Origin of the sequence: Solilutibacter tolerans (genome assembly GCF_900155935.1) — a bacterium.
GTDB lineage: Bacteria > Pseudomonadota > Gammaproteobacteria > Xanthomonadales > Xanthomonadaceae > Solilutibacter > Solilutibacter tolerans.
Genome location: NZ_FTLW01000006.1, coordinates 1 through 15,207, shown reverse-complemented (window position 1 = coordinate 15,207; position 15,207 = coordinate 1). Strand labels below are relative to the sequence as shown.

The following is a 15,207-nucleotide window of genomic DNA, read 5'->3' as shown; positions in this document are numbered from 1 at the left end:
GACATGCTCATGCGGCCATGGCCAGCGCGCGCAGGCGCGAACGCAGGCGACCCAGCAGCCCGGAAGGCGGCGCCGTGCGGCGCGCGACGGGCAGCTGCACGACCACCTGTTCGGCTGCGACGCCAGAGGCGACGATGCGTGCATGTCGATAGGTGAACAGCAGGGAAATGCCATGATTTGCGCGCTCGGTCGGAATACCGGCCTTGATCGCGCAATCGCGCAGCGCGCCCACAGTCATGCCGCGTTGGAATGCCGTGCTCAAGACTTCAAGCCAGGCCTGCGCGTCGGGTTGTGCAGACAAATTGGGCCACGTGTCCAGGCTGACCCGTGCATCGTCATCGCGATGCCAACGATCAAGCGCAGGCATCGCGCTTGGCGTGGCGGTCAGTGCCCAGCAAATCTGCTCCACGCCCAGCGGTTGCAGATCACTGCCCTTGCGGGTGCGGTGGGTGAATTCTTCATTCGAGACTTGCGCGATCTGGATGATGCGGCCGGTGGCCAACATCGGCAGCATCTGCGCGACGGGCGATGACAGATGCGCCACCGAGTAACGGCTATCAATCAACAGGCTGTGGCCGGAGGCAAAGTGCACTTCCAACGGGCCGGGGTGGCTGCGGTCCAGCAACAGGTCAAACAGCGCAGGTTGCGCCGAGGTGGCATCCACGGCGAACGCAGTGAAATCTGTGCTGGCGGGGGCGGCTTGCTGCGTGAGCGAGACGATGCCATCGATCAGCTTCGACAAGGCTTCGGACAAAGGAACCAGGCGCATCGGGCGATCCAGGCGCACCTCATCGGTGGCGCTGGTCGCGTGAATGATTTTGTGATCACGCGGGTCCGGCTTGAGGGTGATGTCGCCGGTGTCCTTGGTGACCAGCACGCAAGGCGCCTTCAGATGCGCGGCCAAGACGCGCATCGACACCTGGACATGACTTTGGTCGGCCGCGGATAGCTGGCCAATCGCAAGTTCAAGAGGAGGTGGCAATTGCAGCATGCTGACCATGGCAAGTCCGTAGAAGTTTAGTCGGGAGTACACACAGCAACATCCATGCCAGCCCTAAGGCATGCGTCACAAAACCCACGAGATATTGATAGCAGGAGTGATTACTAAAGGATGTGATCGATACAATTTTCGAATGATGTGATGCAAATCACACTGAATGCGGCAGATTTCCCAAGCGCCACAACATTTTGTTGCATATGTGGAACGTATGGGCCGGGTGCGGTCAGTTAGCGTCAGTTCCTGACCAATCGGCGATATCCGCTGCCGATGCAAACGGCCCGACCTGTTGCTTGCGCACGACGCCGTCGGCATCGATCAGGATCGTGTACGGCAAGACGCCCGCCGGATTGCCCAGCACCACGCCTGCATCGCGCGGGCCGGCGTCATCGCGGTAATGCGCATAAGGCGAAGGCAGCCGCGCCAGCCACGCCTTGACCGCATCAACATCATCCAAGGCCAAGCCAATCACCTGCACGCCGCGCGCGCCTTGCGAATGCGAGAACTCGGCCAGCTCCGGCATTTCCTTGATGCACGGCCCGCACCAAGTGGCCCAGACATTAATCAGCATCGGACGGCCTTTGGCGATCGGCAGGTCGATGCGTTTGCCCTCCAGCGTCCACACTTGGGGCCTGGGCATCGGCTCACCGCGTTTGGCGATGGCGAGGCCCTCCGGCGCGTCACGCTGGATGACGGCGTTGAGTGCGCGTTGTCCGGCCTCGGTACGCAACAGCGGCCCCGGTCCTTCGACGATGAAGGCAGCGACCCCGCCTACCAGCGCCGCCGCGACGGCGATCAGCAGCAGATTTCGGGTTTCGCGCTTCACTTTTTCGATGCCGCGCGCAGGGCGTCACGCGCGATGGACGGCGTCAGCAACGCCGGCAGTACTTTGGGCGCGCCGCCATCCGCGGGGTACACCACGTACAGCGGCAGGCCGACTGCGCCGTGTTCGCGCAGGAAGGCGGAGATCTTCGGGTCCACGTCGGTGTGATCGCCGACCATATAAATGGCGTTGGCCTCGCGCAGCGCGGTGCTGAAACCGTCGCGGGCGAACACGGTGCGCTCGTTGGCCTTGCAGGTGACGCACCAGTCGGCGGTGATGTTGACGAAGACCGGGCGGCCCTCGGCGCGCAGGCTGGCGAGCAATTCCGGCGAATAGGCGACATGGTCGGCCTCGGCCAGCGTCGCCGCGGCCGGCGCAGGCCGCGCGATCTTGCCGATGGACGCCACGGCGAACGCGCTGCCGAGCAGGGCGACAACGGCCAAGCCCAGCGCCCACTGCTTGCCGTGGCGACGCGCATGCGTCCACGCCCACAGCGCCAGCGCGAGGGCGATGGCGGCGAGTGCCCACAGGCCGAACGCATCGGCGCCGCGTTGCTGGGCCAGCACCCACACCAGCCACGCGGCGGTGGCATACATCGGGAACGCGAGCAGCTGCTTCATCGTCTCCATCCATGCGCCGGGCTTGGGCAGGAAACGCGCAAAGCCGGGGAGGAAGCCGATCAGGAGGAACGGCAGCGCCAGGCCCAGACCCAGCATCAGGAACACCGCCATCGCCGCCCACGCCGGGGCGAGGAAGGCATAGGCCAGTGCCGCGCCCATGAACGGCGCGGTGCACGGCGTGGCGAGGACGACGGCGAGGACGCCGGTGACGAAATCGCCGCGCCAGCCGCCGCGTTGCGACATCGCCAGACCCGATTGCGGTACGGCCACGTTCGCGTACCAGAGGCCCGACAGCGACAGGCCGAACGCGAACACGACCAGCGCGAGCGTCGCGACCACGCGCGGCATCTGCAATTGGAAGCCCCAGCCGATGCCTTGTTCGACCAGTTGCCCACGCAATGCGAGCACGATCGCACCGAGCACCGCAAACGCGGCCAGCACGCCCAAGGTGTAGGCCAGCGCATGGCGGCGGGCGTGCTCGCGGCTTTCGCCGCTTTGCGCGAGCGAGAGTGCCTTGAGCGAGAGCACCGGCAAGACGCAGGGCATCAAGTTGAGGATCAGGCCGCCGCCCAGTGCCAGCAGCAGCGCGGTGAGCAGGCCGATGCGTGCGGTGGGGGCGGCGCTGTTGATACGTGTGTTGGACGATGCCGCTTCATTCGCTGGTGCAGGTGACGTGTCGTTGCCGGTGTCTTGCGGCAACGTGGCGGCGTTGGCATCAGGCGATGCGACTTCACCATTCTCTGCTTGCGTAGGCGTGGTGGTCGATGTGGCTTCTATCTGCCCTGGCGTCGCGGCTGCAGTCGCAACGGCTTCGGTTTGGGTGGTGGAGGTCGCGACGGGCAGTAGCAGCTTGTAACTGCTTTTCATCGGCTCGTAGCAGATGCCGTTTTGCTGGCAGCCCTGCCAGCTGGCGTTGAGCGACACTGTTTGCGGTTTCGCACCCGCTTCCGTGCGGATCAGCGGCACCGGGATCTCGATCTGGTCGAAATAGACTTTGACGTTGCCGAAGTATTCGTCTTTGTAGTCGCTAGCTTTCGGGTAGACGGGTTTGCCAAGGGTCACGCCCTGCGCGCCGCTGAGCGAGAGCTTCAATTTGTCGCGATACAGGTAATAGCCGCGCGCCGGGGTGACGCGCAGCAGGAGGCGGCTGCCGCCATCGGCGATGGCTTCGACCTTGAAGGCCTGGGCAGGCGGCAGGGGCAGGGCGTTCTGGCCCGTGGCAATCCCGCCGGACGCAGCGTTACCGCCTTCGCCCAACCGCGCGCCGAATGCGGCGAAGCCGGCGTCGGCGGCGGGTTCGTTCCCGCCTGCGGGCAGGCTGACATTGACGGTGCGGGTTTGCGGGGGGTAGCAGACGCCGACATCGGCGCAGCCTTGGTATTTGACGCGCAGGGCGAGGGCATCGGCCCCGGCGGCCGCCTTGCCGGGCAGGATGACTTTCAATTCGCCGCGATAGGTTTCGACATCGCCAAAGAATTCGTCGTGGTGTTTCTTGCCGGCGGGGATTTGCAGTTCACCGGCGGTGTAGCCATTGCCGAGCACTTGGGCGCTGGTGCGGTGGCGATACAAGTAGTAGCCCGGCGCGATCTTCCAGCGCAGCTCGATGCGGTCGCGGGTGGGCGCGCTGGCGGACAGCTGGAAGACGGAGTCGACCGGCGGCAGTTCGCTTGGGTCCATCGCCTGGGCGAAGGCGGGCAGGCTGGCAAAGGCGAGGAGGAGCGCGGCAAGGCGCGAAACGAAGGTCATGGGGGTCGTCGCGGGTCAGGGGGCGGGGCGCGTTTCATCGCGCACCCACTGGAGATACAAGGGGAGGCCGTCCGCGGATTCGACCGCGATCAGCTCGGGAAGTTCGTAGGGGTGCAGTTCCGGCAGGCGCGCGCGTAGTTCGGTCATGCGGTCCGCGATGGTTTTGATGATCAGGAGCAGCTCTTCGTCCCGCATCACTTGGCCCTGCCAGCGGTAGGTGCTGTGGATGCCGGGCACGATGTTGACGCAGGCGGCTAGGCGCTCGTCGACGAGCGCGGTGGCGATGCGGTCGGCGGCGCTTCGGTCGGGGCAGGTGGTCAGGCAGATCAGCACGGACATGGGCATAGGGTAACGGGTGGGGGATGGGGGGGCTGGGCGATGGCACAGGCGATGGTGCTGCAGCGGCCTTGCAATCGGTCCGCAGCGGCGCCGCTGAGGCTTCGCATCCGGCTGCGACTTGCGGGCGCGTGCCGTTTTGGCACGCTCGCCGCTGCGGGCCGATCGCAAGGCCTGCTTTCTAGGGTGTCTTTCAGGTCGCAGGATTGGGTGTGGATGTGGCTTCTGCACTGGCTTGGCCACGAGGCCTGATTTCGATGCTGTGTGGTTGGTGGTCGTCTGCCCGGTGCCGCGCCTGGCCCGGACGTAGCTGCTCAAACGCCGCTCCTGCTCCGATTCGCGGGCGCGTGCCGTCCTGGCGCGCTCGTCATCGCGGGCCCGTCGCGGGATCTACTTGCCAAACTGGGAGGCTGTGATTGCTCCGGATGAATTTGTCCGCGAGGCCCGTCTGCGTGAAATCGTCAAGTTTCCGCCAGCGCCTCCAACACCGCCTCGCCATAGCGCTCCAGTTTGCTGCTGCCGATGCCGCCGATCTCGGCCAGCTCTGCGAGGGTGGTGGGGTGATGGATGGCGATGTCGCGCAGGGTGCGGTCGTGGAAGATGACGTAAGGCGGGACGCTTTGTTCGCGTGCCAATCGCGTGCGCAATGCGCGCAGCGCATCGAAGCGGGGTTGGGCGATGGGGTCGAGGTCGGCGTTTTGCGGGCTGCTGGCGCTGGCTGTGCGGCTTGCTTTTCGCGGCGCTTCCCGGCGCAGCATCACCGGCTGTTTCTCTTTCAATATCTCGGCGCTCTTGGGCGTCAGGCGCAGGCTGCCGTGGCCTTCGACATCCACCGCCAGCCAGCCACCGGCGACCAGTTGGCGGAAGACGCCGCGCCAGGTGCGCGCATCGAGCTCGGTGCCGATGCCGTAGGTGGAGAGGGTGTCGTGGCCGAATTGGCGAATGCGTTCGCCATCACTCCCGCGCAGGATGTCGATCAAGTGCCCCGCGCCGAAGCGTTGCCCGCTGCGATACACACATGACAGGGCTTTTTGCGCAGCCAGCGAGGCATCCCAGCTTTCCGGCGGGGTCAGGCAGTTATCGCAATTGCCGCAGGGCTCAGGATAGTCTTCACCAAAGTTGCCGAGCAGGACTTGTCGGCGGCAGGCCATCGATTCGCAATAGCCGACGAGGGCATCCAGCTTGCGTTGCTCGACGCGTTTGCGGCTTTCATCGGAATCGCCCTGCGCGATCATCTGCCGCAGTTGCACGACATCGCCCAGGCCATACGTCATCCATGCATCGGCCGCTTCGCCATCGCGCCCTGCGCGGCCGGTTTCCTGCGTATAGCCCTCGATGGATTTCGGCAGGTCGATGTGGGCGACGAAGCGCACGTCGGGCTTGTCGATGCCCATGCCGAAGGCGATGGTCGCGACCATCACGATGCCGTCTTCGCGCAGGAAACGGTGCTGATTGGCCGCGCGCAAATCGGCCGGCATGCCGGCGTGATACGGCAACGCATGGATGCCGTGTTCGCGCAGGAATTCGGCGGTCTCATCCACCTTGCGCCGCGACAGCGCATAGACGATGCCGGCTTCATTCGTATGACCACGCAGGAAATCCAGCAACTGCCGACGTGCATTGTCCTTCTGCACCACCGTGTAGCGGAGGTTCGGTCGGTCGAAGCTGCCGGCGAAGTGGCGCGCGTCTTCCAGCTGCAGGCGCTCGGCGATCTCGCGCTGGGTGGGTGGATCGGCGGTCGCGGTCAGGGCGATGCGCGGGATGTCCGGCCAGCGCTCGTGCAGGACGGTGAGCTGGCGGTATTCAGGGCGGAAGTCGTGGCCCCATTGTGAGACGCAGTGCGCTTCGTCGATGGCGAACAGGGCGATGTCGCTTCGCTCGATCAACGACAGGAAGCGTGGGGTCAGCAGGCGCTCGGGCGCGACGTAGAGGAGGTCGAGCCTGCCCTCGCGCAGCTGGCGCTCGACGTCGGATGCCGTTTCCGCATCCAGCGCGGAATTGAGGCAGGCCGCCGCAACGCCAAGTTGGCGCAGCGCATCCACCTGGTCCTGCATCAGCGCGATCAGCGGCGAGACGACGATGGCGCAGCCAGGCCGCAGCAGCGCGGGCAATTGGTAGCAGAGCGACTTGCCGCCACCGGTCGGCATCAGCACCAGGGCATCGCCGCCGCAGGCGACGTGCTCGACGATCTCGGCTTGGGGGCCGCGGAACTCGGCGTGGCCGAAGACGCGGCGGAGGGTATCGAGGGCGAGGGACGGCATCCCGACAAGGATAACGAGGCAAGGGGCAATGGCGATGGACCGATGCGGATGTCGATCGGTCCATTGCCGGTGATACGCCGAGTGCCTGCCTTGGCTAAAGGCAGGGCGCTGGGTTTTGCGTGGCTAGGGCGCCGTACAGCTGACGGTGATCGTGACGGTGCCTCCCGATGGCAGGGTCGGGAGGGTAACGCCATTTGCACTGGTCAATGCGCTGTATAAAGCGGCGCCGGTTTGGGTGGGGCAGGCGGCGGCGCCCGTGGTCGAAGTGCAGCTGGCGGTAGTGCAATTGAGTCCGGTGCCGGGTTGGTCGCGCAGCGTGGATCCATTTGCTGGGCCTGGCCCGGCATTGGTCACGGTAAGCGAGTAGGTCGTCGCGCTACCGGAAGCTAACGTATCGGTGTCCGTCGCGCTGTTGTTGCTGGCATTGGTGTCGATGGTCGAGTCGCCGGGCGTCACGCCTGCGATGTTGGTGAGATCGCCGGTGAAGCTTGCAGGGACTTGCAGGGTCAGGGTGTAAGTCACCTGGCTGTTGGCAGGCAAGTCAAGGCCTGAGTCGTTGATGGCGCCATTTCCGCTCGGGGAGCCACAGGCTGCGCCGTTGGTAGCACTGCCGCAGGTCCAGGTCGCAGAGGTGATCCCTGAAGGCAGGGGGTCGCTGACCAGGTTGCCAGCTGCGCCGAACGGGCCGCTATTGCGGACCACGATGGTATAGACCACGTTGCCAGGGACATATGTCGTGGCGCCATCGGTCTTGCTGATGGACAGGTCGGCGCCAAAGGTCACGTTTTCCGATGTGCAGTGGGCAGCATCATTGTTGGATGAGCCTGGCGCACCCGAGATCAGTGCAAAGCCGCCGGTGGTGAGGTTGAACTCGTAGAAGCCGCTTCCGTTATTGGCAAAGCCGTACACCCCGTTTGGAGCACCGATCAAGCCGCCGAACGCGATGTCGTCATTGACTGCTGGCCCAATGGCAATAGCGTTGCCGGTCGCGGGGTCGATGCGATACAGCTGCTCGGGCACGCCTGCCGCACCGTTGAACTTCCGTCCATACAGATAGCCCCCTGACCAAGTTAGGTCGGGGATGTTTCCGATGTCCTGGCTAAGGGAAATCGTTGTTGCAGCGGCCGTGTCAGGGTTGGGGGAGAGATTGATCCGGTGTATCTGGGTACCGTTGGTGCCTGACTTGACGTAGAAGACGCCGCTGGGGCTGATTTCACCTGCAATATAGTTGTTGCCGGTGGGTAAGTTGGGGACTGCGCCCAAGTTGGTGACGGCGCCGGTAGACGAGATGCGGATGAGGTTCGTGGTGTTGACCTGGATGGCGTACAGATAGTTGTCCAGCGGATTGAATGCGACGGCGTTGTAGGCGATGCCGGCTGTCCCCACCGAGGGGAATGTCAACGGGTTCTGGTTGGTGTTGACGTTGGAAAGCGTCGTCGGCGAGCCCTGTGCCAAGAACATGCGGGAGTCGCAGCTGCCAAATGACTGGGCAAATGCATTGCCTGTCAGGCCCAGCCCAAGAACTAAAAAGACTGCCGCTTTGAAGTGACGTTGTAATTGAAGTTCGAGGAGAAGCACCTTAAGTCCCTTCTGTTGGCCAAAAAAGCCTCCAGATTCCAACCGGCAGTTTGACCATGGCATCGATTAATTGGCTGCCCGAATTGCTCGTCTAAAACCTGATGGATTTGACCTGTTTTGCGGACTTATGTAGCAGTTGCACCCATTCTGGCTGTCCTGTCAGGACAGCGGCGCATTACTGGCGTCCATTCTGGACGTCGGTGCAGCTAAAAACTCGGGTCTGGCCGCCTTTCCCCCACATTCAGTAGCCTGGGCGCCAGTTCTTGCCATTCGCGGCGGATACGCGATCAGTCATTTTGCGGTCATCTGCCCCTGCAAAAGAGGTGGATTGGTCATGACGCATTGTGATCTAACGCTCGTTGCGCAGTTCATGGCTACAACGCGAACGAGACCGTCAGCTGCCACTAAGCGGTGGGTACCCGTCAAGCGAAGTACCGCACCTCAAACTAGCTGTCGAGTTCTAGCAGCTACTTTCCGCAGGCGTCATCAGTGATCTTCGTTAGCGTGTACTCCTCGCTATCGGTCGCGCTGACGGTGCCCATCGGTGTTTTCACGCTGCCGGGACCGGTGGCGCTGATCGTGCTGGCTGTCTCGCCATAGTCGGCATAGCCGACGGCGTAGGTGCCGTTGCCCCATACCTGGAAGCCGCTCATGCTGCCGCTGTAGGTGTAGGAGCCGCCATCTTCCGAAGTGGGGGTGAAGGTCACCGTCACCCCGCTGCCGCTGATGGTGAAGGGTTGTGCGATGTCGCAGATCACGCCGGAGCCATGGAATTCGCCCGCGCCACCCTCGGCGCGGTATTGGCCCTCGTTCATCGACATGCTGAGGGTCAGCTCGGCCTTGCCGCGTCGGGATACCGCGACGAGCTTGATCGACATCGACTTGGTCCGTTCGTCGGGCGCGGTATGGGTGATTTCGCCGGGCGAACGCGGGATCTCCGTGGGGTCGACCGACTTGCCGCCACTGAGCGCCGCGGTCACCTTGGCCTGAATCTCGGCCGCATCCTGCTTGGAGAACACCTTGACCGGAATGGTACTGCGCCTGCCAGGCGAAACCCGGCCGGGCGACTTGGCATCGATGCGAATGCAGTGACCGCCTTGCCAGTGCTTTTCAGCAGCCAGCAACGCACCGTTGCCGAGCATCAGTGCGTGCCTGGCGCCTTCGTCGGCCATCTGCTGCGCCTTCGCTCCATCGCCGGATTGCCGTGTGATCGCATGTGATGTCGTGGTGGCCGGCGCAGTCGGGCCACCGGGCGAACTCCACGAAGTCCGGCCGTGCATCGAGGAGGCGTTCGCGCCGCTGCCGGAACGCTGGTCGTATTTCGTGTCGATCTGTGTATCGGATACGTTGGCATTGTCGTCAACCGTCGCCACGACATGCGCTTCGAGATTGCGAGTGTAGTTGGTACCGCCCGGCCCGGACACGCCACCTTGGCTCAGCTTCACCGTGAATTCCACGCGCCCCGCGCTGTCGGGGCAAAGGGTCGTGGCGACGAACGAAACCTTGGATTTGGCCTCGATGCCAAGGGGAGCGATGGCGGAATTGCTGGCGATCGAACCGGTGACCTGACCATTGGCATCCACCGCAACGTCGAGCGAGGCGGATTCGCCGCCATCGCCCTTGAACTCCACGCTCTTGTGTTCCGGCAGGCCAGGCTTTCCGCCATCGCCCAGCGTGCCGAAGATGCTGGTTGCGACGTGTCCCCCCATCGTGGCGGCAAAGTCGCCCGTGCCGGGAGCCGACGGCGCCACGCCCATCGCCTGGGCAGGGGGGACGATCCAGTCGAGAGGATTGAAGTGGCGTGCCGGGCGCTGCGCCGGATACGAAACGATGGGTTGCGGGGATGCCTTGAACGGTGTCCGTGCAGTGTTCGCAGTCTCGGTGCCGTTGCGGCTCGCCTCCCATTGGCGATATTCGGCGAACACCGCTTTCAGCGCGGCCTTTTCGCGCCGTCCGGCTTCGGTCTGGTGCGCGGCGAGCCCCGGCAAATCCCCGGCCAGGGCCACGAACACCGCGGCGTTGAGCGCGGGGGGGTCGTCTTCGATGTCGGCGGACGGATGCAAAGCAATGGCCGCGGCATCCTGCGCAGCCCGTTCCAGCGATGGGCTGCCGCAGGCCGACAACAGCAGCGCCAACGCGACGACGAGCGCGCCCTTACAACGGCCGGACATGCCAGCGCACCGTGAGCGTGCCGTTTTCGGGCGCCGTGGCCTCAAGCGTCCGCGGATTGCCTTGCGCGCCCTTGACCTTGATCGTCAGCGTCCCCGACTGCTCAAGCCTGCCGCCTTTCAGTGCGACCTGGAGCGGCGTATGACTCTTGAGCGCTCCGGCGGCGGGGAAGCGGAACACATGTTCGGATTCTCCGCTTTGCTGTCCGGGATGATCGGTGCTGACCGTCTGCTTCACCGTCAGCGGCATCAGCGGTTCCGGCAGCAACAGGATGATGTCCTTCGCCCCGCTGTCGACCTCGAACACCGAGCTGCCCACGGGCTTGCGGCCCTTCGCGTTCACGCCCGGCGGCAACGGTATCGGCCCGGAACCCATGCGCACCTGCTCGCGACGGCAACGCTGGTTGGCATGGCTGCGGCAGATGGGATCGGCATCCACCATCCGCACACGCTCGGACACGTCGAAGCGGCCGCGCTGCGCCCCGACCGGGATCCAGGTCTGGTAACGGGCCGCACCTTCCCGGGCGACGATCGCGGCATCGCCCGCAACCGCCGCCTTGGTGTCGAGCAACTTCCCGCGATTGGCTGAGGCGTAGGAGGTGACCGCCCGCTCCATGCAGGCTTCGTCGTCGCCGCAGCGCTCGGCAATCTTCATCATGTCGGCCATCGTGGGTTGCATTGTCTTCGCGGCGCGATCCATCGCCGCTTGGCGCTGCGCGATGTCCTTCTGCTGCGCGGCCTCGACCTTGTGCAGGGCAGGGAGCGAAGTGGGTTTCTGCGCCTGCAACGTCAGCGAGACCACGGCGAGGCGGCGAACCTGCCATTCCTGGCTGTCGTACTTGTCCTTGCGGGCGCCGTCGGAAACGTATTCGTACTCGACCGTCAATTCGGCTTGCCGGCCGGCGGGAACCAGCTGCGCCGCCGCGGGCGCGGCGAGGGCGGCGAGCGAAACGCCAGAGAGCAGGAGTGTCCGGATGCTTTTCATCGGTATTCCTCAGATTCGTGTGTTTCAGGAAAGGGAAGAACCTCTCGCCGGGTCACCAGCTCAGGCTGGCGCCGCCGCCCACGGCCTTGTCGTCGCCGCTGAACGCTCCCCCTAGCGATACGCCGAAATTGCGGTTGACCACGCGCTGGTAGCCGATCGCCAGCGCCTTCTCGCCGTTCTGCGCGCCCACACCCACGCCGATGCGGTTGCTGCCGGCCAGCCCGGCGCCGCTGTTGGCCATGTTCATCAGCGCCACCGCCATCGCGCCCTGCTTGTCGATGCGGCGGTCCTGCAGGCGGAAGCGCTCTTCGGTCGCGCCGCGGAATTGCTCGAAGCTGTCGCTCAATCCGGTCAGTTCGGCGAAGCGCGCGTCGGTGTAGGCGTTGGCCGCCGTGAGCGTTTCGGTGGCGGTGGTGTCGCTGTAGGCCTGGGCCTGCTGCAGGGTCTGCGCATCGTTGGCGTCGCTGCGCGCGTTGGCCGCAGCCAAGGTTTGCGCGTCGCGCTCGGCGGCGATGGCGCTGACCTGTTCCTGGGTCACGCCGTTGCCGCCATTCTGCAGCGAGGCCAGCCATTCGGTTTCACTGCCGGCGTAGCCGTTGGCCACCGCGACCTGGTAGGCGCTGCGCCCGTCGCTGCCGGCGACGCCTTGTTCGCCTTGCGGACCGGTCGCGCCGGCCACGCCCTGTTCGCCTTGCGGCCCTTGCGGCCCTTGCGGGCCGGTCGGGCCAGCGACGCCTTGTTCGCCCTGCGGGCCTTGCGGGCCGGTCGGACCTGCAACGCCCTGTTCGCCCTGCGGCCCTTGCGGACCCGCCGGACCCTGCGGGCCGGTCGCACCATCCGCGCCATCCACACCGGCCGGGCCCTGCGGACCAACCAGCGAGGCCAGCCATTGCGCTTCGGTGCCAGTGAAGCCGTTGTTCACTGCCACCTGGTAGGCGCTGGCGCCGGCCGGTCCTTGCGGGCCAGTGCTGCCGCCACCGCTGCCCAGCGCGGTGAGCCGGCTGTCCACCGCGGCGAAGGCCGCGCCGACGTTGTTGTAGGTGCTGCCCTGGATGACGTAGCTGGGCGCGGTGAACATGCCGCTGGTGAAGCTGGCGCCGCCGCCGAACCAGTTCACCAGCGCGCGCAACTGGCGCACGTTGACCGCATCGAAATCCTCGGTGCCGTCGGCCAGGTAGATGATCTGGCTCTGCCGTGTGCTGCTGCCCACCGACACCGCGTAGTCGCGGTCCGCCACGGCCTGGAACCCGATCGCCGTGCTGCCCAGGTTGAGCGCGTGGCTCTCGAAACCGAACGCACTGCTGGACTGGCCGCTGGCGACGTTGTTGTTGCCGAATGCACTGCTGCCTGCGCCGGACGCGGTGTTCGCCTCGCCGAACGCACTGGCGTATGCGCCGTTTGCGGTGTTGCGTGCGCCGACGGCATTCGCGGTCGGGCTGGCGGTGTTGCTGGTACCCAGGGCGGTCGCGCCCTCGTCGGCGGTGTTGTACGAGCCGACCGCAACGCCCGCACTGGTGTTGCTCGCGCCCAGGCTGACGCTGTTGGAGATCAGATTGGTGTTGCCGGAACCGATCGCCACGCTGTCGTCGCCGGAGCCGGCATCATTGCGATTGCCGACCACCACGGCTCCGTCACCCGATGCGGTGTTCCAGCCACCGATCGCGATGCTGCTGGCACCACTGGCGCGCACGCTGTGGCCGATCGCGATGGCCTCGTCGCCGTCCGCGATCGCGCCCCGGCTGCTGGCGTCGTTGACGCTATCGCCGTCGGTATCGATATCGAAGACCACGCCTTCGCCCGCGAAGAAGGTGGACAGCGCCAGCGCCCCGCGATTGCTGGCCACCGCATGATTGCCGATCGCCACCGCGTTGTTGGCCGTCGCGCGGTTGCGGTAGCCCACCGCGATGGTGGCGAAGCCGGACGCGGTGTTGCCGTTGCCGAACGCGTTGCTATTTTCGCCGGACGCGGTGTTGTGCACGCCTACGGCGGTGCTTTGCACGCCGGTCGCCCAGATGGCCGCACCCAGCGCCATCGAACTGGCACCGCTTGCGGTGGCGCCTTCGCCTGCATCCACCAACCCGTTGCCATTGAGATCCAGCCAGCCGCCCAGCGCAAGGGCGGCAAGCCCGCTGGCGGCACTTTGGAAGCCGAACGCGCTGCTGCGGTCGCCGCTGGCGGCATTGCCCTGACCGAAGGCGCTGCTGCTGTCGCCGGTGGCGAAATTGCCCGCACCGAAGGCGCTGCTGAAACTGCGCGTGGCGCTGTTGTAGAACCCGACCGCGTTGCTGCCCTGCGAGCCGGTGGATTCGTTGCGGTAGCCAACCGCCGTGCTCTGCAAGTGGCTGGCGATACTGCGCACGCCCAGCGCCGTGCTCTCATCGCCATCGGCGCTGCTGTACACGCCCGCGGCGAGGCTCTGCGCCCCCGCCGCCCGAGTGGCCGCGCCCAGCGCCATCGAACTGGCGCCGCTGGCGGTGGCGCTTTCACCAGCATCGAAGATGGTGTTGCCGTTGGCATCCACCCATCCGCCCAGCGCCGCGGAGCCCAGGCCCGTCGCAGTGGCGCGGTAGCCGAACGCATTGCTCCTGTAGCCGCTGGCGGTGTTCGAGTAACCGTATGCGCTGCTGTATATGCCATTGGCGGTGTTCATATAACCAAATGCGCTGCTCCACTCTTCGCTGGCATTGTTGCGTTCGCCATAGGCGCTGGCCGTGCCATAGCAGGTGGTGTTGTCCTGCCCGTGTTCATTGCCCTGATCGGTGGAAGGCGCAGGCACGATCGGGTTGCCTGTGGCGTCCAGGCACGGCGTGTCCGCCGCCAGACCGGGCAGCGACAGGGTGCAAAGCATGGCCAAGCTGGTAATGGGCAGCGCCCGGACTGACCGGCGACGGCTCTTGATGCTCATAGTGGTCCCCTTTGTGGTGAAAGACGGTTCGATTCCGTAAGGGGGTATGCGAAACTCCATGCCAACACCGGACATGCCGTGGGGATCGCCGTGCAGCCAACGCCACCGCAGGTCGAAGTCACCGTGCTGCTGGCCCGCGCCCGCGCAGGCGATGCCGGCGCCCTGGATGCGGCCTATGCCGCCGTGTACGACGAACTCAGGCGCACCGCGCGGCGCGAACTGCGGCGCATGCGCGACGATTTCCAGACCACCGCGCTGGTGAATGAGTCCTACTTGAAGCTGGCCGGCGGTACGCCCCTGGCGGCGGTGGACCGCAACCACCTGCTGGCGTTGTCCGCACGCGCGATGCGCCAGGTGCTGGTGGACGATGCACGCGCACGCAAGGCCGACAAGCGCGGGGGCGGCCTGAAGGCGCTGACCCTGACCGCCTCGCTCGGCAGCGCCGAGCAGGCTGCGCACGACGTGCTGGCGCTGGATGAAATGCTGACCTCGCTGCACAAGCTGGATGCGCGCGCCGCGCAGATCGTCGAACTGCGCTTCTTCGGCGGTTACGAGGAAACCGAAATCGCACAGATGCTCGAACTCAGCGACCGCACCGTGCGCCGCGATTGGCGCAAGGCACGCGCTTTCCTGCTGAACCAATTGGAATCCTGAAGACGAAGGTGCCGGGGCGCCGAACCGGTCAGGGCTAGCTGTGTAAACCCAGGACGTTGTTCAGTGGAAGCTGGATGCGGCTGATCGGGGGTTGGTAGCCAAGGCTGGCGTGCGGCCGGTGCCAGTTGTACTGG

General features: G+C 65.4%; 10 protein-coding genes and 1 pseudogene. 1 reads left to right on the top strand and 10 read right to left on the bottom strand.

What is annotated here, in order from left to right:
* Nucleotides 1-7: 7 nt before the first annotated feature.
* The 9 genes from BW989_RS11515 to BW989_RS11475 all read right to left on the bottom strand — a co-directional run bounded on the left by BW989_RS11515 (nucleotide 8) and on the right by BW989_RS11475 (nucleotide 14,419).
* Nucleotides 8-1,000: a hypothetical protein gene (locus BW989_RS11515; RefSeq protein ID WP_076588450.1), complete on the bottom strand. Its 993-nt coding sequence runs from the start codon at nucleotides 998-1,000 to the stop codon at nucleotides 8-10.
* A gap of 223 nt (nucleotides 1,001-1,223) precedes the next feature.
* Nucleotides 1,224-1,823 (bottom strand): TlpA family protein disulfide reductase, encoded by a 600-nt coding sequence (locus BW989_RS11510; RefSeq protein WP_242651439.1) that lies wholly within the window; start codon nucleotides 1,821-1,823, stop codon nucleotides 1,224-1,226.
* On the bottom strand, nucleotides 1,820-4,186 hold the full coding sequence (locus BW989_RS11505) for a protein-disulfide reductase DsbD family protein (RefSeq protein WP_076588448.1): 2,367 nt from the start codon (nucleotides 4,184-4,186) through the stop codon (nucleotides 1,820-1,822). Before BW989_RS11505 ends, BW989_RS11510 begins: the two co-directional genes overlap by 4 nt.
* Before the next feature lie 15 nt (nucleotides 4,187-4,201).
* Nucleotides 4,202-4,525, bottom strand: coding sequence for a divalent-cation tolerance protein CutA (cutA, locus tag BW989_RS11500; RefSeq protein ID WP_076588589.1), 324 nt, complete (start codon nucleotides 4,523-4,525; stop codon nucleotides 4,202-4,204).
* Between the two features lie 458 nt (nucleotides 4,526-4,983).
* Nucleotides 4,984-6,783, bottom strand: coding sequence for a DNA helicase RecQ (gene recQ, locus BW989_RS11495; RefSeq protein WP_076588446.1), 1,800 nt, complete (start codon nucleotides 6,781-6,783; stop codon nucleotides 4,984-4,986).
* Nucleotides 6,784-6,906: 123 nt separating this feature from the next.
* Complete coding sequence (locus tag BW989_RS11490; protein WP_165688603.1) at nucleotides 6,907-8,361, bottom strand: DUF11 domain-containing protein; 1,455 nt, start codon at nucleotides 8,359-8,361, stop codon at nucleotides 6,907-6,909.
* A 467-nt stretch (nucleotides 8,362-8,828) separates the two neighbouring features.
* Nucleotides 8,829-10,532: a hypothetical protein gene (locus BW989_RS11485; protein ID WP_076588442.1), complete on the bottom strand. Its 1,704-nt coding sequence runs from the start codon at nucleotides 10,530-10,532 to the stop codon at nucleotides 8,829-8,831.
* Nucleotides 10,516-11,514, bottom strand: a complete 999-nt coding sequence (locus tag BW989_RS11480) for a hypothetical protein (RefSeq protein ID WP_076588440.1) — start codon at nucleotides 11,512-11,514, stop codon at nucleotides 10,516-10,518. The genes BW989_RS11485 and BW989_RS11480 overlap by 17 nt, the downstream gene beginning before the upstream one ends.
* A gap of 52 nt (nucleotides 11,515-11,566) precedes the next feature.
* Nucleotides 11,567-14,419, bottom strand: a complete 2,853-nt coding sequence (locus BW989_RS11475) for a YadA-like family protein (protein WP_165688602.1) — start codon at nucleotides 14,417-14,419, stop codon at nucleotides 11,567-11,569.
* Between the two features lie 90 nt (nucleotides 14,420-14,509).
* Here BW989_RS11475 and BW989_RS11470 point away from each other — a divergent pair, with 90 nt between their 5' ends.
* Entirely contained in the window at nucleotides 14,510-15,073 is a 564-nt protein-coding gene (locus BW989_RS11470) for an ECF-type sigma factor (protein ID WP_076588587.1), read from the top strand.
* 34 nt (nucleotides 15,074-15,107) lie between these two features.
* Here the strand turns inward: BW989_RS11470 and BW989_RS12480 are convergent.
* Nucleotides 15,108-15,207: pseudogene (locus BW989_RS12480) on the bottom strand (IS481 family transposase); the annotation flags it as partial.